This window comes from Acinetobacter sp. ANC 4636, from assembly GCF_054454555.1.
The window spans coordinates 1-17,943 of record NZ_JBTKVD010000007.1 but is presented as its reverse complement, the minus strand read 5'-3'; the positions used below and the strand labels follow the sequence as shown (position 1 = coordinate 17,943).

Here is a 17,943-nt window from a genome sequence, read left to right as displayed (position 1 = left end):
GCGCTCTTTTTATTGGATCACTTTAATCGTCTAAATCGAGTACTTGTTCCAGTAACCGCTCTGATGGCGCAAAATAATAAGCACCGTCCACCGCAGTCACAAAATGCAATAAGCGGTCATGAATTCCGTCGCCACTGGTTCCAAACATGCGCTGCAACATCCGATCAATACGAGTCAGATCTTTGGTATAAGCGATAAAAAATAGTCCCTGATCACCATGCCCATCGCCATACGGTAGACTGTGGCGCAAGATCTCAAGTTCCTCACCTTCATCATCTTCAACCACGGTACGGGCAATATGGGCATTTTCAGGTTTAGCTTCATCGTCCAGTTCAATCGACTCAAGCTTGGTGCGTCCGATTACCTGTTCCTGAACATCGACTTTTAAACGGCGCCATTTATCCAGATCATGTACATAACGCTGTGCAAACACAAAACTGCCGCCTGCAAACTCACCTGCTTCTGCCCCAAGTAATGCGGTTTCTTCACGGTCATCCTTAAATTGTGGATTTTCTGTCCCATCAATAAAACCCGTTAAATCACGCCCATCGAGATAGCGAAAACAGGCTCGTTCATCAAGGACTTCCACTTTGTCCTGAATGCCATTAAAGAAGGTCTGACTCAAAGAAAAACAGATGTCGGTACGCTGACTGGCAATATGAATCAGTATATCAGCAGGCTGTACAGGCATGTTAAACGCACCTGCTTGTGGATCAAGCTGCTTGAATCCTGCTGGCATGGTGCTATGCAGCTGACTCCACAAGTCAGGGCCAAAGGCCACTGCGATTTTGATTTGTTCATTTGGATGTTGAGTAATCAGACGATCTCGTTCCGAGAAAAATTTCTCTAGTTGTTTTTTTAAATCATGAAGACTGAGCTGGTTCAAGCGAACCACAAGAAAACGCGCATGATCTGAAGGTAATGGCAAAATCACGGATTGAGCAGTCATGAAGGCTCCTAAACACTATTGTAATTTATCGTTCGCATCATTCTGCCCGAAGCATTCATTGCTTAATAGGCTATTTTTGATAATATTTTTTGCTCTAAACAGATCCCTTTCATGTGTTACTACAGAATTGTGATTTTGCACAATCCAGTTAAAATCAAAGTAACAATCATTTTCCCAACCTAAAGGTCACACAACCTTGTGACTACCCTGCTGATTTCTTACCTGATTGCGATTACTTTACTAACGATTACCCCTGGGCTGGATACCACGCTGATTTTGCGTACCGCTACGATGGAAGGTCGGAAAAAAGCCTTACAAGCAGCGATTGGAATTAATCTGGGGTGTTTGGTCTGGGGATTGGTGGTTGCCTGTGGGCTAGGTGCATTACTGAGTAGCTCGGTCCTTGCCTTTACCTTACTAAAATGGACAGGGGCGATTTATCTGACTTGGCTCGGGGTACAAATGCTGCACAACCCGCGTCAGCACTTGGGCAATTTGGAGCAAGATACAACTACGCAGCAAAACTGGTTACTCAAAGGCTGCCTGAGTAATTTGCTCAATCCCAAAGTCGGAATTTTCTATATTTCATTTTTACCGCAGTTTGTGCCCAATCAGCATGCTGCAACCGCGTGGATCATGTTGTTGGTGCTGATTCATATTCTGTTGACGCTGATCTGGTCAACTTTCCTTATTCTCGGTTCACAGCCTTTTGCCAAATATCTGAAACAGCCAAAAATCGTGCAGAGCATTGACCGTATTACAGGCACCGTTTTTGTCTTGTTTGCCCTGAAACTGGCATTCAGTAAGCGTTAAAATATACACATGATAAAGGGGCGTTTTGCCCCTTTTTTTATAGCCAAATTTATAAAAACTCTTCCAGCACGCTATTTAAAAATAAATGCCCTTTGTTGGTACATGCCAGTCGCTTAGCATCAGCAAGCATCAATTCCTGTTGCTGTAACTTTTCAACGCTTGCTGCAACACTGGAAAATGGCAGCCCTGTACGCTGCTGGTAAAACTCACTCGGAACACCTTCGTTTAAACGCAATGCATTCATCATAAACTCAAAAGGCAGATCTTCATCTTCAATCCGTTGCCACTGCAACGCAGGTGCAGGCAGTTTGGCAAGATAATCCTTCGGTAAACGGCTTTTTTGAAAACGGTAAATGCCATCGGGCTGCGTGACTTTACCATGAGCGCCTGCCCCAATCGCCAGATAGTCCCCAAACTGCCAGTAATTCAGATTATGTCGTGAAGGTAATTCTTTACGCCATGCGGACACTTCATAATTGATAAAACCTTGGGCTCTTAAATAATCTTCACCTTGCTGCTGAATCTCAAGTAACACATCTTCATCGGGTAAAAGTGGCTGAGTACGGAAAAATACCGTATTCGGTTCAATGGTGAGCTGATACCAAGATACATGCGTTGCACCACATTCCACCGCCAAGCGTAAATCCAGTAAGGCTTGCTCAAGGGTTTGCTGCGGCAAACCATGCATCAGATCCACATTGACCCGTTCAAAACCTGCTGCTCTCGCCTGCTGAATGGCTTTTTCTGCATTATCGCCGCTATGAATCCGCCCCAAACGCTGCAAATGGGCATTGTCAAAGCTTTGTACCCCAATCGACAAACGGTTGATACCTGCCTGTAAATAATCGGCAAAAGGTTGATGCTCCAGTGTGCCTGGATTAGCTTCCAAGGTGATTTCACAATCCGCAGCAAAATTCAGACGTTGTTTTAACTCAGTAAATAACCACTGGTAACCTGCCGCTGAAATAAGTGACGGCGTTCCCCCGCCAATAAATACGCTCTGAATCTCGCGTCCCTGTGCCCATTCAATCTGCGTATCAAAATCTGCAACCAACGCCTGTAAATATTCCTGCTCCAAGTCCAGTGACAGTTTGCCATCGGGTACGGCATGCGAATTGAAGTCACAGTACGGGCATTTACGCACACACCACGGCATATGAATGTACAGCGACAGCGGAATATTTTGCGGATTAAACAAGCTCAAGAACTCAGCCTAAAATGAGAAAAACCATCGTAGATTTTAGCATGTCTGACGCATAAAAGCCGCTGGGCAATGCTACACTGAAATGAAAATAACAATAGCAAGGAGCAGCCATGAAACTTTCAGTCCATCTGTTATGGTTGTGCCCGCTTGCCTTTGGCATTGGCATTGCAATGACCATTCAAACTGCCATCAACAGTGCCTTACGTGAACACTTAGAGTCAGCGCTACATGCCGCATTGATTTCGTTTAGTGTTGGCACACTGACGTTATTGCTACTGGTTCTATTTTTTACCAAAAATTATCCGCAGTGGCAGACCTTGAGTTTGTTGCCGTGGTATTTGTGGTTTGGTGGCTGTTTGGGGGTTTATGCCATCAGCGTGAGCATTTATACTGCCCCTAAACTGGGCTTTTTGACCTTTTCTGGTTTGGTACTGTTTGGTCAAATTAGTATGTCAATCTTACTGGATCACTTTGCATGGTTTGGTAATGAACGTGTCCCGATCTCTTGGCAACGTGTTTGCGGAGCCGTCGCAATTTTTGTCGGTGTATTACTTACTCTACAACGCTAATTTATTTGAGTATTTTCAGTGCTAAAAACTCCTTCGACAGGCGTGGAACTTAAACGTCTGTTTAGCCTTATGATTCCAATTCTGATTACCCAGTTTGCCCAAGCGGGTTTAGGGCTGATTGATACCATTATGGCGGGGCATTTATCTGCCAGCGATTTGGCTGCTATTGCAGTTGGTGTCGGGATCTGGATTCCTGTCATGCTGATGTTTACAGGGATTGTACTGGCGACCACACCTTTAGTTGCTGAAGCACTGGGCGCTCGGCAGGAGCATCAGATTCCGCATATTGTCCGCCAATCATTATGGGTTGCAGGGCTACTTGGCATTTTAGCGTTGTTACTACTCCAGTTTATGCCGCTGTTATTACCGTTATTTAAAGTTCCTGTAGATTTGATGCCTAAAGCCAGCCTGTTTTTACATGCTGTTGGTTTTGGTATGCCTGCGATCACTTTATACACGGCACTACGTTGTTATTCTGAAGCATTGGGCTATCCGCGCCCTGTGACCGTGATTAGTTTGTTGTCTCTGGTGATTCTCGTTCCGCTCGACTATATTTTTATGTATGGTATCGGCCCGATTCCACATTTAGGCAGTGCGGGCTGTGGTTTCGCCACCGCGATTTTACAATGGCTGATGCTGGCAACTTTGGCGGTTTATATTTGGAAAGCCAAAAAATATCAAAACCATAAAATTTTCAGCGTTTGGGAAACACTCGACAAAGCCATCCCAAAACGTATTTTGGCCTTGGGTGTCCCGATTGGCCTGGCGGTATTTTTTGAAGTCAGTATTTTCTCAACGGGCGCAATTATTTTAAGCCCACTCGGCGATACCATTATTGCCGCGCATCAGGTTGCAATTTCGGTGACGTCGCAACTGTTTATGATCCCGATGTCACTAGCCATTGCCCTGACCATTCGGGTAGGCACGTATTATGGTGAGAAAAACTGGGAAGGCATGCGTAAAGTGCAAAAACTCGGTTTAATGACCGCCACAGGTATGGCCTGTCTGACCATGAGTTTTATTGCCCTGTTTCACAACCAAATTACAGCGCTCTATACCAGTGACCCTACCGTGGCGCAGGTGACCGTGTATTTGCTGTTTTTCTGTATCGCCTATCAAATGATGGATGCATGGCAAGTCAGTGCCGCAGGCTGTCTACGAGGGATGCAAGACACCCAAGCCCCGATGTGGATCACCTTGCTGGCCTATTGGGTGGTGGCGTTACCGCTGAGTATTTACTGGATTCGCTATCAACACATGGGACCACAGGGCATCTGGATTAGTCTGATTGTAGGTTTGGCAGTGGCATGTGTGCTGTTGCTTGGACGGTTATATCGTATGAATCAGCATTTAAAAGTGCAAGCTTAATCCATGTTGTTACTCAACTTACAGTTAAAACTATATAACTTAAGATATTGAAATAATTAAAAATAAATCTTTCTGATTTGACTCATATTTTATGATTAACCCACTACGTCTTGCACTGCGATTGAAATATATTTCAATCTTGTTCAGGTTCGACCTACTTTTCTTTTGGGAAAAGTAGGCAAAACCATTTGTCAGTTGCAAACTCGATCAAATACCAGCATTTTATTAATGTATTGCAAATACAATATATTTAAAAAGTAGTCCTGACCTCAAACATGCAACTGACGTTTCTGCAAATCCTATTTTTTCTAAAATTCTGATATCAAAATCAGATGATCATTCAAAGAAAAACCGCATCCATGACAGATGCGGTTTTTTTATGGCTTGAGAAAGTCGAAACTTAATGCACTAAAGCATCCGCAATCGCTTCGACCAACTGCTGTGCGATTTCCTGCTTACTGGCTTTGGCAAGGTCACGTTTTGGTAACGCATGCTTTTGTGCAAAAAATACCGTCATGGCATTTTCATCGGAAGCAAAACCAATGTCGCTACGTGACACGTCATTGCAGGCAATCATATCCAGTTTTTTCGCCACCAGTTTGCCTGCGGCATATTCTTCAACATTGCGAGTTTCTGCGGCAAAACCCACCATAAACGGGCGTTTCTGCTGCTGAGCAATAGTTGCGACAATATCGGGATTTTTAATCAATGAAACATCCAGTTCATCGCCCGATTTTTTAATTTTATGCTCGGCAACCTGCGCCACACGGTAATCTGCTACCGCAGCCGTGGCAATAAAAATATCACAGCCATATTCAAGCTGCTGCAAGCTTTGATCCAGCATTTCTAAAGCTGAATGTACATTCACCCGTTGCACACCATTTGGCGTATCGAGGCTCACAGGGCCTGCAATTAAAGTAACTTTTGCCCCTGCAGCATAGCAGGCACTGGCTAAGGCAAAACCCATTTTACCTGTACTATGATTCGAAATATAACGTACAGGATCAATCGCTTCACGGGTTGGTCCTGCGGTAATCACCACACGTTTGCCTGCCAGTAAACCAAATTTTTCAGCAATTGCACGCTGAGTCTGATGAAAATACAGTTTGACCTGCTCTGCCAAAAACTCAGGTTCTGGCATACGTCCCAAACCAACATCACCACAGGCTTGCGACCCTGCCGCAGGCATAATCACATGCACACCATCTTCAACCAGCATCTGCAAATTACGCTGGGTGGCTTTGGCTGCCCACATTTGCTGGTTCATGGCAGGAGCCACCCAGACAGGCGCTTTGATTGCCAGATATAAGGTGCTGAGCAGATCATCGGCTAGACCATGTGCAAACTTGGCCAGCGTGTCACAACTGGCAGGTGCAACCAGTAACAGGTCAGCCCAACGTGCCAGTTCAATGTGCCCCATTCCCGCTTCTGCTTCTGGATTGAGCAATTCGGTATGTACAGTATTGCCTGAAAGTGCCTGAAAAGTGAGTGGGGTAATAAACGCTTGCGCGCCATGAGTCATCACCACACGGACATTAAAACCGTAGTCTTTTAGACGGCGAACCAGAATGGCGCTTTTGTATGCAGCGATACCGCCGGTTACAGCCAACAGAATGTTTTTGCTTGAAATTACGCTTACATCAAAGCTCACGAGGGGCTACCTTTGTGTTGCAGTGGCGCTCACAATAGCATTAAATATAACGAATCCCAAGTCATGGGAAAAACAACAACGATTTATTTAGAATTAAAAAATATGAGTTTATCTAGCATTAAATCATGGCCCGAACAGGAACGCCCACGCGAACGATTATTAAACCAAGGTGCGAGCAGTTTATCCGATGCCGAATTACTGGCCATTTTTCTGCGCTCAGGTTCACAGCAATATTCTGCCGTAGAGCTTGCCCGTGTTCTGATTCAGCATTTTGAAGGGCTTGCGCCTGTTTTTGATGCTTCACTGAACGATTTATCCAATTTTCACGGCATTGGCCCAACAAAATACGCACAGCTTATGGCAGTCAAGGAACTGGGACGGCGTTATTTGAGCCAGAGCTATCGGTCACTGCGCCAAGCACTGGATTCATCGACCTTGGTCATGGACTATTTACGCTATGAACTGCAAGGTGAAAAACAGGAAGTGTTTGCGGTACTGTGTCTGGATGCCGAATTACATAAACTCGACTTTAAGAAATTATTCTTTGGTTCACTACAACACTGCAGCATTTCCATCAATCAACTGCTGCGCTATGCCATCTCTCAACACGCTGTACATATCGTGATTGCCCACACCCATCCCTTTGGTGTAGCACAGCCTTCATCCGCCGATTATGAATTGACAAAGCAGATTGCTACTGCCTGCCAACTGCTTGAAATCCAATTACTTGACCATTGCATTATTTCACCAACAGGTTCATTCTCTTTCGCGGAGCAACAGCTTTTGCCTTCTCCTTCAGAGCTGAACAAGTGATAGAAACCTTATGATTATCCGTGATAAAAGTAATATTTTTAACCTGTTATTTTCTTGGAGAGGGACGATTTTACCCAAAGTCCTGCCGTCTTTAGCGGTAGTGATGCTGGCTTCCACAGTGACTGCAACACTGACCTATTATGGCATGTTGCATGTGCCACAAGTTCCTGCGATTGGCTTTACCATTTTCGGGGTCATTCTGTCGATCTTTTTGGGCTTTCGCAACAATGCCTGTTATGACCGCTGGTGGGAAGGTCGCAAACTCTGGGGTGCATTGATTGCCAATGCCCGCCATATGGACCGTGATACGCGCGTCTTGTCGCACGCACGCCGTGAACGCGTGATTCACCATGTGATTGTATTTGCCAACATGCTACGTGACCGTTTGCGCCATCAAACCGCCAACCCGACCCAACTACTTGAAACAGGGCGTTTAAATGAACATGCTGTGGAACGGCTCAATCAGCATTTGAACGCACCACAATATACATTGGGGCTGATTCAGTGGGAGCTGATGCAAGCTCTTAAAGACGGCGAAATTAGCGATATTTTGTATCAACAAGTCAACAGTCATGTAGTGGATATGGGCAATGTTCAGGCTGGCTGTGACCGAATTGTCAGCACCCCCTTACCTTTTTCTTATTCGGTGTTGCTGAACCGTACCGTGTATTGTTTCTGCTTTCTGCTGCCTTTTAGTCTAGAGTCAATTTTAGGCTTGTGGACACCGCTATTTGTCGGGATTCTAGCATATTTGTTTTTGGGGCTCGACATGCTCAGCGCCGAACTTGAAGAGCCGTTTGGCACTCAAGACAACGATTTGCCACTAGATTCGATTGTACGCCTCATCGAGCGTGAATTACTAAGTTCACTGGGTAAGCCAATCCCTGCCCCGATTCAGGTAGACAATCATAATTTGCTATAAAAAAATCATTAAATGCTCACATGAGCATTTTTTCAATTCAATAACCACTCAAGGAATGATGCTGTGATTAAAATTTTAGGTCGAGCCGACTCAATCAATGTCCGCAAAGTGCTTTGGCTCTGCGATGAATTAAATATTACCTATGAACGTGAAGATTGGGGACGTGGTTTTCAGTCGCCTCAAGCACCAGAATTTGTCAAACTCAACCCCAATGCCACCATTCCTGTGATCATTGATGGTGATTTTGTACTGTGGCAGTCCAATTCAATTATTCGTTATTTAGCCAATGCTTATGCGGGGCAAAACCTTTATCCAACCAACGTCAAACAACGTGCCATCATCGATCAATGGATTGACTGGCAAGGCATTGAGCTGAATAACAGCTGGACGTATGCCCTGATGAATTTGTTTCGTCATTCGCCTGACCATCAAGATCCAAAGCTGGTGGAAAAGAGCATTCAGGCATGGAGCAAAATGATGAAGATGGTTGAGCAACAACTGGAAAAAACAGGGGCTTATATCACAGGCGAGCATTTTTCTTTAGCCGATATCGTAATTGGGTTATCGGTACAGCGTTGGTACTTAACTCCTTTTGACAAACCAGATTACCCACAGGTGAAGCGTTATTATGAATTACTCAGTCAGCGTGAAGCATATCTGCGCTGGGGTAATAACGGCCAGAATTAATTCAGTCCAAGCATTGGTTACAAGATCAACATATCCATCAGAAAGCGATCTTGTAAGGCTTTCCGAATCAATCAGAAAATGCATTTGGGACATGTCACGCTAGCTTTTAGCGAAAGCTCTCCCAAATCCCCACCTGTTCAGGTCTTGGACGTGGTGCTTGTCCAAGCTTGAGCCATGGCATATGTTCACCATGAAAATCACTGCCGATAGAGACCTTTAAATTGTTTTGCGCAATCATGCGATCAACCATTTGCCGAGTCGACAATGAATCTATTTCAGGTGCAAGTTCAACGGCATCTCCTGCACTCTGGGCAAATAAATCAATCAAATATCGAGTATTGGTCGCAGACAAATCATAACGGGTCGGATGAGCCAGTACAGCAAAACCCTGTGCTTCATGAATCGACTGTACGGTATCTTGAATACTCAAACCATCAAACTTGACATACGCAGGCTTACCTTCTTTTAAGAAGCGATCAAAAGCTTGCTGCAAACGGCTGACTACACCATTTTTGAGTAAGGCTTTGGCAATATGGCTGCGGGTAATCCGATCAGGCTGTTGCTCAACTTCCAGTAAAATTTCAGGATATAAATCAATTTTGACCAATTGCTGCAATTTTTCACAAATACGCTGGGCACGTTCAGCCCGAATTTTCTGCTGCTGTTCTAAAACATATTCTAAAGGTTCAGGATTTTGCATATTCAGCGCGACAATATGCACACTATAGCTTTTCTTGGTGGCAGGACGTGACCACTGGCTGGAAATTTCCACACCCGAAATTAACGAGATACCATATTGCTCAGCCGCTTGTCTTGCCCGTTCAATTCCCTGCATCGAATCATGATCAGTTAAGGCAAGCACATCAATATTACGTTCGGCAGCCAGTGCCAAAAGCGCTTCTGGTGACAAAGTCCCATCAGAAATGTTGCTATGTGTATGTAAATCTATCACCTGCATATTTTATACTATGCCATTCTTGAAACTGGATTAGATACTCTAACATGAAAGCACTTTTAGACTTTGTGCCGCTCATTATTTTCTTTTACTTATATAAGACTGTTGATCCGACCGATAAACATCATCCTTTACTCACTTTGATTGGTTCACCAGGCGGGATCGACAATAATAATATTCTGGCAGCAACCACAGGTCTAATTATTTCCATGTTAGTGGTTTACGGTGCATTATTTGTTTTCCAAAAATTCCGTTTAGATAAACAACAATGGATCGTGCTGTTTATGACGGTGATTTTTGGGGGCGTCACCTTACTCTTGAGCGATGATTTTTATATTCGTCTCAAAGCCGCACTTTTAAATCTGGTCTTTGCAGGTGCATTTGCACTCTCTCCATTTTTTACCAAAGATCGTAATACCCTGATTCAGCGCATGTTCGGCCCGATCCTTGAGCTGACCTCATCGGCATGGAAAAAACTCAACTATGCATGGGCAGCAATGTTTGTGGTGATGTCAGGTTTACATGTGTTCTTCGCATTTTTATTTGCACATGGCAAATATTGGGGAGAATTTACTGCATTTGGTGACATGATCGTGATGTTTTCTTTTATCATTATCCAGTTTGTCGTATTACGAAAACATTTCAAATCTCCAGAAGAGTAAATCAGAGAAGATTATGGCTTTATTTGTAGTATCCTGTACCGACCATGAAGGTACTCTTGAACAACGTATTGCATCCCGCCCTGCACATCTGGCTCGCCTTGAACAGCTCAATGCTGAAGGTCGTCTGATTCTTGCGGGCCCTATGCCAAAACAGCCAGGTAATCCACAAGCAGGATTTTATGGCAGCACCCTGATCGTTGATTTTGATTCTCGCGAAGATCTCGACGACTGGCTGAAAGAAGAACCTTATCTCAAAGCAGGGGTTTATAGTCAGGTTGACGTTAAACCTTTCATTCAAGTTTTCCCAAAAGGATAAAATCATGCGTGTTGTTGTACCAAGCTTACTCAGCTTGCTTCTGCTTAGTTCTTCAGCATGGGCTGTTGAAACAGCAACTCAGCCGCAAGCTGCTGCACCCACGGGTACAACAGCAACAGCCCCACCGACAACACAAAAACCTGCTACACCTGCACAGCCCGCAGCCAAACCTGCGGCTGTCAAACTCAATCAGCCTGCTCCAATCATGGAGCTGACGCCTGCACAAATTGCCCAGAAAAAAGCCGAAGAAGATGCTCGCATTAAAGCATTAGTCAAAAACCAATCGACGCGTATGCAACAATTGGAAAAAGCTAATCTGGATGCGTTAGCACAAAACCAGGCCCTCCAGCTTAAAAATGACAATTTAAATGTACAGGTTCAGGTGTTACAAAGTGAACGTAGCGCTCAAATCTTTATGTATGGTGCAGCGACCATGGGCGTTGGGGTATTAATCGGCTTTCTGCTCGCAAGTTATATTCATACCAAACGTCGTCGCCAGTGGTAAATCTGAGGTAATTTTGCATGTTTAGTGCAATTGAAACGGCTGAGCTGGATTGGCAACAGGTCGATGGCATTGATGTGCCCATTTCCAAACAATTTGGTGATGTCTATTTTTCCAAAGACAATGGCTTACTCGAAACTCGCCACGTTTTTCTCAATGGCAATGATTTAACTGAACGTCTCTCACAGCTTGATGACTATGCATATTTTTGTGTCGGTGAAACAGGTTTTGGTACAGGTTTAAATATTCTGGCGTTGTGGCAACTGTGGCAACAAGTACGCCCTGACAATCACAGTCATTTGCATGCCATCAGTGTTGAAAAATTTCCACTATCCAAAACTGACTTGATTCGAGCGCTCAATGCATGGGAAGAGCTGCGTCCTTTGGCTGAGCAGCTACTTGCCCAATATCCCCTACCGATTTCAGGCTGTCATCGCCTTAATTTTCCAGAAGAACGCTTTAGCCTCGATTTATGGCTCGGCGATGCCGAAGACGTGTTTCCGATTATGCCGAAAACCTGTCAGGTTAATGCTTGGTTTTTAGATGGCTTTGCACCTTCATGCAATCCTGAGCTGTGGCAACAAAATGTACTGGATCAAATTATCCGACTGTCAGATATCGGTACAACTTTTGCCTCGTTTAGTGTTGCAGGTATCCTCAAACGTGGCTTAAAGCAGCATGGCATACAGATTTCTCGTCCACGCGGTTTTATGCATAAGCGGGAAATGCTCAAAGGCATTTGGGCAACCGAAGAACAGACCTCGCAACAGCTACAACCCAAACTGACTCAAAAAACCATTGCGGTCTTAGGCGCAGGGATTGCGGGCTTATCTACGGCATGGGCTTTTGCACAGCGTGGTCACAAGGTACATCTGTTTGATGGCAATGGTCCACTCTCAGGCGGTTCAGGCAACCCTTTAGCCTTGCTCAACCCAAAGTTTTGCCCAATTGAGCAAAGCCATGAACATCTGATGTTGGTGAGCTGGCAATATGCCCTACGGCATTATCCACAATTTCAAGCCTTTCGCCCGTTACAGGTCAGCCAGTTTGATCTCAAAGCCAATGGTGAGCTGGCAAAACTGCCTGACCAATATCCTGAAGGTTTACTGACAGCACAAACGCATCCTGAATTTAACAGCGTGCTCTCAGGGATTACTTTAACTCAGGCAGGTGCTGTGTTCCCACATCAACTGCGCGATGAGATTTTGGCACATAAGAATATTCATTTTCACCCACAACACATCACAGCATTGAGTCATAACACACCAGTTCAGTTGCTGGATCAACAGCTCTCTGTATTGCTTGAAGCAGACCACGTGATTGTCTGCTGTGCGCTAGATAATACCCAGTTCTTTGAAAACTACCCTGTACTGAAACCCATTCGTGGGCAAGTCAGCTGGGTTAACAATGCAGCGCAACCTTTAGCGACAGATCAAGCGTATAGCTATGGTGGCTATTGTATGCAGCTCAATGCGCAAGAACTAATTCTAGGCGCATCGTTTCATCCACAGCGGGATGATGTTGATGTTCTTGAAGCTGACCATCAGCATAATCTGGAATTATTGCAGCAGCTCAGCCCAGAATATGCCGCAATGCTACCAGCGATCGACTCTTGGCAAGGACGTGCCTCGTTACGTGCACAAAGTCAGGATTATTTTCCATTGCTAGGTAAACCGAATGCTGAACGTGAAGTGTATAGCTTTGCAGGATTAGGCTCAAAAGGCTTTTTATATGCACCGTTGTGTGCTGAGATTTTAGCGGCTGAGATTCTTGGAGAGGCTTGTCCTGTACCGATGACTTTACGTCAAAAATTACAGCTACAACGTTTTCAGAAAAAATCGAAGGTCAAAAAGCCCTATTTTGTGAAAGAAGTGAAAACCGACGAGAAAAAAGAATTGTAAAATTTATTTTAATTATTTTTCTTTAAACCGCACCTTTAGCTAAGGTGCGGTTTTTATTTGCTTTAATTTTGTTCGATTGGTAGACCCGCCTCTTTTGCTGCACGTGTTCCACCCATCAGGATCACATATTCACGACCGCTATCAAAACCCTCCAGTTTTTCAGCTGCACGTGGGGCTTTACTGCCGCCGCCACAAAGAATATAAATTGGCTGACCCGCACCCACTTGAGTTAAGCAGCTGATATTCAAGTCATTAATAGGCTGATTGATTGCCCCTTTGATATGACCTTCTGCATAGGCAGCAGCATCACGAACATCCCAAATGACCGCGTCTTCTGGGAACTCAAATGTTGTAATTTCTTGTTTACGGATCATTGCGCACTCCTTTGATATAAACAACACTTGGCAAATGAAGAAAACCCTCTTAGCATCTCAAATATTTCATCCATTTGTAAAGGTCTCAACATGCCATCATTTGATATTGTATCTGAACTTGAGCTATTTGAAGTCAATCATGCTGTACAAAATACACAAAAAGAGATTGCAACACGTTTTGATTTTCGTGGTCAGGATGTTTCAATTGAACTCAATGAAAAATCAAAAGAAATTAAAATTTCGACTGAAAGCGATTTCCAATGTGAACAGGTCTATAGCATGCTCGAAAACCACTTTTACAAACGTAAAATTGATGTTCAGGCACTTGACCCACAAAAAGCCACAGCCTCTGGCAAAAACGTTGTACAGGTGATCAAGCTCAAAGATGGGCTAGATTCAGATACTGCGAAAAAAATTAATAAATCTATTAAAGAGAGCGGTATTAAAGCGCAGTCTTCAATTCAGGGCGATAAAATTCGTGTGACTGACAAAAAGCGAGATACATTACAACAAGTAATGAACTACCTTCGCGAACAGCAGTTTGGTCTACCTTTGCAGTTCAACAACTTTAAAGATTAAACCTTGTTGTATAAAAAATCCCCGTAATTCATTTTACGGGGATTTTTAACATCTCATATTTAAGCTTTTGTCTGACTTAAAAATTTCTGTTTGGCTTCTTCTGGAATCTGGCGCTTCTGCCCTTCTGCATCGACTGCAACAAAGGTAAATAGCCCTTGGGTAATGCGTTTCGGTTCACGTGAGCTATCATGGCTGTCCCAAACTTCGATTTGCATCTGAATTGAGGTATTACCGACCTTGAGAATCTTGGTATAACAGCTTACGACATCACCGACCTTCACAGGCACGAGAAAAGTCATTTCATGAATAGAAATCGTAGCACAACGTCCTTTACTAAAACGCTCGGCATGAATCGCTCCCGCCAAATCCATCTGCGAAACAATCCAGCCGCCAAAAACATCACCACTCCAGTTAGTATCTGCTGGCATAGCAATGGTTTGTAATGACAATATCCCTTCTGGTTTTATGCTTGAATTTGGCACTTCTGCTCCCTATTTCATTAGTTGTTGATCTAGCCATTGTTTTAATTCGCTAGAACGTAATGCACCGCTTATTCTACCAATTTCGTTGGTTTTATTCATCAAAACTAATGTCGGAATACTACGAATATGAAATGCCTGACTTAAACGTGGATTCTGCTCGGTATTAATCTTGGCAAAAATCACATTAGGGTACTGCTTGGCAACTTCAGCAAAATGTGGTGCCATCATCTTACATGGACCACACCAATCCGCCCATAAATCAATAAAAATCGGCAAATCACTGTTTTGTAAAACTGTACTGAAATTTTGTTCATTCAGTTCAATCGGCGCCAATGGCAATAAAACCTGATGGCACTGACCACAATGTGGCTGTGCTGCCAGTTTTTCTTCAGGCACACGATTTTTAGCTAAACAGCTTGGACATACCACGATCATGAGCCAATCTCCTCAATTATCTTTATTGGTATAACAATGAGGGTAAAACCTCAAAATTAAAACACTTAGCCCAAGAAAAAATCACCTAACCTTAACCTGATTTAACGTTTCATCATCAAATTACAGCGAGAGTTTGCGCTATCACAATAAGGTTAATGCTATGATAAACCAATCAAAATCAAACCCAGTTGGAGTTAAGCATGACTGAAAATGTCGGTTTTACAGGCCAGATCACCCCTGAGCACGTTGCACAAATTGTAGAAAAAGGCTTTAAATCTATCGTCAACAACCGCCCAGATTTAGAAGGTGGTGCTGAACAGCCAACCAGTGCACAAATCGAAGAAGCTGCACGCCAAGCTGGTTTAGACTATGTCTATCAACCTGTTGTTGCAGGGCAAATCACAGAGCTAGATGTACGTACTTTTGCAAATCATTACAATGAGTTACCAAAACCGATTTTAATGTTCTGTCGTACTGGTAACCGTTCAAACAACTTATACCAACTTGCGAAACAAATGGATTTGCTTGACGACTAAATCCAGACTACCTGTATTGCAACCTTGCAATACAGGAGAATTTTAAATGCAGATTTGGAGAATCACGATCATGAAATGGATTGTAATCAGCTTAAGTTGTCTGACATTACTCACCGCCTGCAATAGTATGGATACCACCAAGCCAAGAGCCAGCATTATGATCGGTACAAGTATTTAAAACGCAGTATTGTTAAAAAATGCAATCTGCCACCTGAAAGAAGTGAATATCCTTTATAGTTTTATAAAGGAATCCATACGTTAGAATAACAACATGTACGACTTGATTATTATTGGTGCTGGCACAGCAGGTATTAGTGCCTATAAAGAAGCAATTAAATACACGCAAAACCTGTTAATTATTAATGCAGGTGCTTGGGACACAACGTGTGCCCGTGTTGGATGTATGCCCAGTAAAGTCTTAATTTCCTGCGCCAATCAACTCCATGCAGCACAACATCTAGATCGGGTTGCTGTTCAGGCAACTATCACGGCCAAAACTGATCGAGTTATGTCACATGTACGTCAATTACGTGATCGTTTTACAGATGCTACACTCAAAGATGTCGACAGTTGGAATGCTGCACATAAAATCAATGGGCAAGCACATTTTGTAGACGCTCAAACAATTGAAGTGAATGGACAACGCTATCAGGCGAAAAGTTTTATTCTCGCAGTTGGCTCCACACCGAATATCAATACCGCATGGCAAACGGCTCTAGGCGAACGTCATCTCACCTCAGACCAAATCTTTGAACTTGAGACCCTTCCTCAATCTATTGCTGTGGTGGGAAGTGGCATTATTGCTATTGAGCTAGCACAAGCCTTGCAGCGTTTAGGTGTGACAACCACCATTTTTGCACGGAGTAAACGCATTGGGCAATTAACCAGTCCAACACTACAACAACTGGCACAACAAGAACTCAGCAAAGAGCTGAATATTCTATTTGAAACCTTACCAGACACCGTACAATTGAATGCTGACCAGCAGGTTGAGATTCAATATACACAGCAACAACAACCACAAACACTTCATGTCGATTATTTATTAAATGCTACAGGTCGACGCTCATTGTTACCAAGCCTGCAACTTGCAAATATTGAAGCAAGTTTTCAGGATATCAAACAACTCCCGATTGATGAAAAAACCCGACAACTTAGCAATTACCCGATTTTTATTGTTGGAGATGCAGCTACAACGACTCCCGTACAACATGAAGCGGCGCATGAAGGTAAAATGGCTGTACATAACTGCTTAAATTACCCAGAAATTCAAAATATTAAGACCTTAACGCCTTTAAATATTATTTTTTGCTCTCCTGAGATGGCAAGTGTGGGGCAAAACTATAAAGAGCTTCAAGCAAAAAATATTCCTTTTATTGTTGGTACAGCCTCTTATACCAAACAAGCACGCGCTTTGGTTCTAGGCAAAAATCAAGGAGCTGTTGAGGTATATGTTGATCCCCAAAATAACCAGTTACTTGGTGCAGAATTACTGGTCGAAGCAGCCGAACATTTAGCACATTTACTCAACTGGGTCATTTCTGAACAGCTCACAATTGATGAAATTTTAGAAAAACCGTTTTATCATCCAACTTTGGAAGAAGGTTTAAGAACTGCATTGAAGCATGCTTGGCGGCAATTAAATGCTCTGTAAGTAGTTTTTGCATTTTGATTATTTTTTAAATAATTAGAAAAGTAATTGGGTTAATTGATTTAAAATTTAGACTCTCTTTATATTAAGCTGCTTTAAAAATATCTAAACGATTCATAAGTCACTCTTACGAGAGTTGAGATAGCCACTTAAATGGCTTTTGATACCATTGTTTACAACTTATAGAAGACAGCAAGCCAAATGGTAATTTGATTTGGATTCGTCCAGATCACCTTATGTTTGACATGGGCAGGAATATTTATGTAATCGCCAGTGGACAACTCACATTTTGAACCATTCTCAAATTCCAAGATGGCCTTTCCTTCAACAATCATGACCCATTCATTCTCATCCTGATCATACCAACCTATATCTGGTGAACAATGCCCTTTTGAAACTATACGCTCAATTCTTACTGTTGAAGAATGAACAATGTCCTCAAACACTTCTGAACTTAAATCTTTCGGAAGTGAATCAAATATGTTAAATGAATTCATAGTAAAGACGATTCGATTATGAACTAATAGCACATTAACAGTTATTTGTAGTTATAGCCTTATACTAAATACTTTTT

General features: G+C 43.2%; 21 protein-coding genes. 13 read left to right on the top strand and 8 right to left on the bottom strand.

All coding sequences use genetic code 11. The features are described 5' to 3' along the window. Positions 1–22 precede the first annotated feature (22 nt). Positions 23–949 (bottom strand): Dyp-type peroxidase, encoded by a 927-nt coding sequence (locus ACX1N5_RS09040; protein WP_458801778.1) that lies wholly within the window; start codon positions 947–949, stop codon positions 23–25. 198 nt (positions 950–1,147) lie between these two features. Between ACX1N5_RS09040 and ACX1N5_RS09035 the strand changes: the two genes are divergently transcribed. Beyond that, a complete protein-coding gene (locus ACX1N5_RS09035; protein WP_458801780.1) occupies positions 1,148–1,762 on the top strand; it encodes a LysE family translocator in 615 nt (204 codons plus the stop codon). A 49-nt stretch (positions 1,763–1,811) separates the two neighbouring features. Here ACX1N5_RS09035 and hemW read toward each other — a convergent pair whose 3' ends face one another. After that, a complete protein-coding gene (hemW, locus tag ACX1N5_RS09030; protein WP_458801782.1) occupies positions 1,812–2,966 on the bottom strand; it encodes a radical SAM family heme chaperone HemW in 1,155 nt (384 codons plus the stop codon). 110 nt (positions 2,967–3,076) lie between these two features. On the opposite strand from hemW, the gene ACX1N5_RS09025 reads away from it, so the two are divergent. Further along, positions 3,077–3,535 (top strand): DMT family transporter, encoded by a 459-nt coding sequence (locus ACX1N5_RS09025; protein ID WP_458801784.1) that lies wholly within the window; start codon positions 3,077–3,079, stop codon positions 3,533–3,535. Positions 3,536–3,553: 18 nt separating this feature from the next. Continuing rightward, entirely contained in the window at positions 3,554–4,903 is a 1,350-nt protein-coding gene (locus tag ACX1N5_RS09020; RefSeq protein WP_458801786.1) for an MATE family efflux transporter, read from the top strand. 400 nt (positions 4,904–5,303) lie between these two features. Here ACX1N5_RS09020 and coaBC read toward each other — a convergent pair whose 3' ends face one another. Then, entirely contained in the window at positions 5,304–6,554 is a 1,251-nt protein-coding gene (gene coaBC, locus ACX1N5_RS09015; protein ID WP_131379359.1) for a bifunctional phosphopantothenoylcysteine decarboxylase/phosphopantothenate--cysteine ligase CoaBC, read from the bottom strand. Positions 6,555–6,617: 63 nt separating this feature from the next. Here coaBC and radC point away from each other — a divergent pair, with 63 nt between their 5' ends. The 3 genes from radC to ACX1N5_RS09000 all read left to right on the top strand — a co-directional run bounded on the left by radC (position 6,618) and on the right by ACX1N5_RS09000 (position 8,976). Next, positions 6,618–7,367 carry a RadC family protein gene (radC, locus tag ACX1N5_RS09010; protein WP_458803636.1) on the top strand — a complete coding sequence of 250 codons (750 nt, stop codon included), beginning with the start codon at positions 6,618–6,620 and terminating at the stop codon, positions 7,365–7,367. 10 nt (positions 7,368–7,377) lie between these two features. Then, positions 7,378–8,289, top strand: coding sequence for a bestrophin family protein (locus ACX1N5_RS09005; protein ID WP_458801790.1), 912 nt, complete (start codon positions 7,378–7,380; stop codon positions 8,287–8,289). A 63-nt stretch (positions 8,290–8,352) separates the two neighbouring features. Next, on the top strand, positions 8,353–8,976 hold the full coding sequence (locus ACX1N5_RS09000) for a glutathione S-transferase family protein (protein WP_458801792.1): 624 nt from the start codon (positions 8,353–8,355) through the stop codon (positions 8,974–8,976). Positions 8,977–9,082: 106 nt separating this feature from the next. On the opposite strand, the gene ACX1N5_RS08995 is transcribed toward ACX1N5_RS09000, so the two are convergent. Further along, complete coding sequence (locus tag ACX1N5_RS08995; protein ID WP_458801794.1) at positions 9,083–9,934, bottom strand: PHP domain-containing protein; 852 nt, start codon at positions 9,932–9,934, stop codon at positions 9,083–9,085. A gap of 44 nt (positions 9,935–9,978) precedes the next feature. Between ACX1N5_RS08995 and ACX1N5_RS08990 the strand changes: the two genes are divergently transcribed. Genes ACX1N5_RS08990 through mnmC form a run of 4 tightly spaced genes read left to right on the top strand, consistent with a single transcriptional unit; the run spans position 9,979 to position 13,312 of the window. After that, positions 9,979–10,593: a septation protein IspZ gene (locus tag ACX1N5_RS08990; RefSeq protein ID WP_004754114.1), complete on the top strand. Its 615-nt coding sequence runs from the start codon at positions 9,979–9,981 to the stop codon at positions 10,591–10,593. A gap of 13 nt (positions 10,594–10,606) precedes the next feature. After that, entirely contained in the window at positions 10,607–10,909 is a 303-nt protein-coding gene (locus ACX1N5_RS08985; RefSeq protein ID WP_004754116.1) for a YciI family protein, read from the top strand. A gap of 4 nt (positions 10,910–10,913) precedes the next feature. Further along, the gene (locus tag ACX1N5_RS08980; protein ID WP_131389023.1) at positions 10,914–11,414 is read left to right on the top strand and encodes a hypothetical protein; all 501 of its coding nucleotides are present in this window, start codon (positions 10,914–10,916) and stop codon (positions 11,412–11,414) included. Between the two features lie 17 nt (positions 11,415–11,431). After that, the gene (mnmC, locus tag ACX1N5_RS08975; protein ID WP_458801797.1) at positions 11,432–13,312 is read left to right on the top strand and encodes an FAD-dependent 5-carboxymethylaminomethyl-2-thiouridine(34) oxidoreductase MnmC; all 1,881 of its coding nucleotides are present in this window, start codon (positions 11,432–11,434) and stop codon (positions 13,310–13,312) included. 62 nt (positions 13,313–13,374) lie between these two features. Here mnmC and ACX1N5_RS08970 read toward each other — a convergent pair whose 3' ends face one another. Continuing rightward, complete coding sequence (locus tag ACX1N5_RS08970) at positions 13,375–13,686, bottom strand: rhodanese-like domain-containing protein (RefSeq protein ID WP_004754119.1); 312 nt, start codon at positions 13,684–13,686, stop codon at positions 13,375–13,377. A gap of 90 nt (positions 13,687–13,776) precedes the next feature. Here ACX1N5_RS08970 and ACX1N5_RS08965 point away from each other — a divergent pair, with 90 nt between their 5' ends. Next, the gene (locus tag ACX1N5_RS08965; RefSeq protein ID WP_116727373.1) at positions 13,777–14,265 is read left to right on the top strand and encodes a YajQ family cyclic di-GMP-binding protein; all 489 of its coding nucleotides are present in this window, start codon (positions 13,777–13,779) and stop codon (positions 14,263–14,265) included. Positions 14,266–14,324: 59 nt separating this feature from the next. Here the strand turns inward: ACX1N5_RS08965 and ACX1N5_RS08960 are convergent, their stop codons facing one another. Together ACX1N5_RS08960 and trxC are read right to left on the bottom strand one after the other, a co-directional pair. Continuing rightward, positions 14,325–14,693, bottom strand: coding sequence for an acyl-CoA thioesterase (locus ACX1N5_RS08960; protein ID WP_131379722.1), 369 nt, complete (start codon positions 14,691–14,693; stop codon positions 14,325–14,327). Between the two features lie 63 nt (positions 14,694–14,756). Then, positions 14,757–15,182 (bottom strand): thioredoxin TrxC, encoded by a 426-nt coding sequence (trxC, locus tag ACX1N5_RS08955; protein WP_131379370.1) that lies wholly within the window; start codon positions 15,180–15,182, stop codon positions 14,757–14,759. A gap of 200 nt (positions 15,183–15,382) precedes the next feature. Between trxC and ACX1N5_RS08950 the strand changes: the two genes are divergently transcribed. Together ACX1N5_RS08950 and ACX1N5_RS08945 are read left to right on the top strand one after the other, a co-directional pair. After that, entirely contained in the window at positions 15,383–15,718 is a 336-nt protein-coding gene (locus tag ACX1N5_RS08950) for a protein tyrosine phosphatase family protein (protein WP_458801800.1), read from the top strand. Positions 15,719–15,989: 271 nt separating this feature from the next. Continuing rightward, on the top strand, positions 15,990–17,372 hold the full coding sequence (locus ACX1N5_RS08945; RefSeq protein WP_458801802.1) for a dihydrolipoyl dehydrogenase: 1,383 nt from the start codon (positions 15,990–15,992) through the stop codon (positions 17,370–17,372). A gap of 170 nt (positions 17,373–17,542) precedes the next feature. Here the strand turns inward: ACX1N5_RS08945 and ACX1N5_RS08940 are convergent, their stop codons facing one another. Next, complete coding sequence (locus ACX1N5_RS08940) at positions 17,543–17,866, bottom strand: cupin domain-containing protein (RefSeq protein WP_458801804.1); 324 nt, start codon at positions 17,864–17,866, stop codon at positions 17,543–17,545. Positions 17,867–17,943: the final 77 nt, after the last annotated feature.

Excerpts from the sequence above, each read along its gene's own strand:
- ACX1N5_RS09040 (WP_458801778.1), bottom strand. The coding sequence starts at position 949 with ATGACTGCTCAATCCGTGATTTTGCCATTACCTTCAGATCATGCGCGT.
- ACX1N5_RS09025 (WP_458801784.1), top strand. The coding sequence starts at position 3,077 with ATGAAACTTTCAGTCCATCTGTTATGGTTGTGCCCGCTTGCCTTTGGC.
- radC (WP_458803636.1), top strand. The coding sequence starts at position 6,618 with ATGGGAAAAACAACAACGATTTATTTAGAATTAAAAAATATGAGTTTA.
- ACX1N5_RS09005 (WP_458801790.1), top strand. The coding sequence starts at position 7,378 with ATGATTATCCGTGATAAAAGTAATATTTTTAACCTGTTATTTTCTTGG.
- ACX1N5_RS08995 (WP_458801794.1), bottom strand. The coding sequence starts at position 9,934 with ATGCAGGTGATAGATTTACATACACATAGCAACATTTCTGATGGGACT.
- ACX1N5_RS08990 (WP_004754114.1), top strand. The coding sequence starts at position 9,979 with ATGAAAGCACTTTTAGACTTTGTGCCGCTCATTATTTTCTTTTACTTA.
- ACX1N5_RS08985 (WP_004754116.1), top strand. The coding sequence starts at position 10,607 with ATGGCTTTATTTGTAGTATCCTGTACCGACCATGAAGGTACTCTTGAA.
- ACX1N5_RS08980 (WP_131389023.1), top strand. The coding sequence starts at position 10,914 with ATGCGTGTTGTTGTACCAAGCTTACTCAGCTTGCTTCTGCTTAGTTCT.
- mnmC (WP_458801797.1), top strand. The coding sequence starts at position 11,432 with ATGTTTAGTGCAATTGAAACGGCTGAGCTGGATTGGCAACAGGTCGAT.
- ACX1N5_RS08970 (WP_004754119.1), bottom strand. The coding sequence starts at position 13,686 with ATGATCCGTAAACAAGAAATTACAACATTTGAGTTCCCAGAAGACGCG.
- ACX1N5_RS08965 (WP_116727373.1), top strand. The coding sequence starts at position 13,777 with ATGCCATCATTTGATATTGTATCTGAACTTGAGCTATTTGAAGTCAAT.
- ACX1N5_RS08960 (WP_131379722.1), bottom strand. The coding sequence starts at position 14,693 with ATGCCAGCAGATACTAACTGGAGTGGTGATGTTTTTGGCGGCTGGATT.
- trxC (WP_131379370.1), bottom strand. The coding sequence starts at position 15,182 with ATGATCGTGGTATGTCCAAGCTGTTTAGCTAAAAATCGTGTGCCTGAA.
- ACX1N5_RS08950 (WP_458801800.1), top strand. The coding sequence starts at position 15,383 with ATGACTGAAAATGTCGGTTTTACAGGCCAGATCACCCCTGAGCACGTT.
- ACX1N5_RS08945 (WP_458801802.1), top strand. The coding sequence starts at position 15,990 with ATGTACGACTTGATTATTATTGGTGCTGGCACAGCAGGTATTAGTGCC.
- ACX1N5_RS08940 (WP_458801804.1), bottom strand. The coding sequence starts at position 17,866 with ATGAATTCATTTAACATATTTGATTCACTTCCGAAAGATTTAAGTTCA.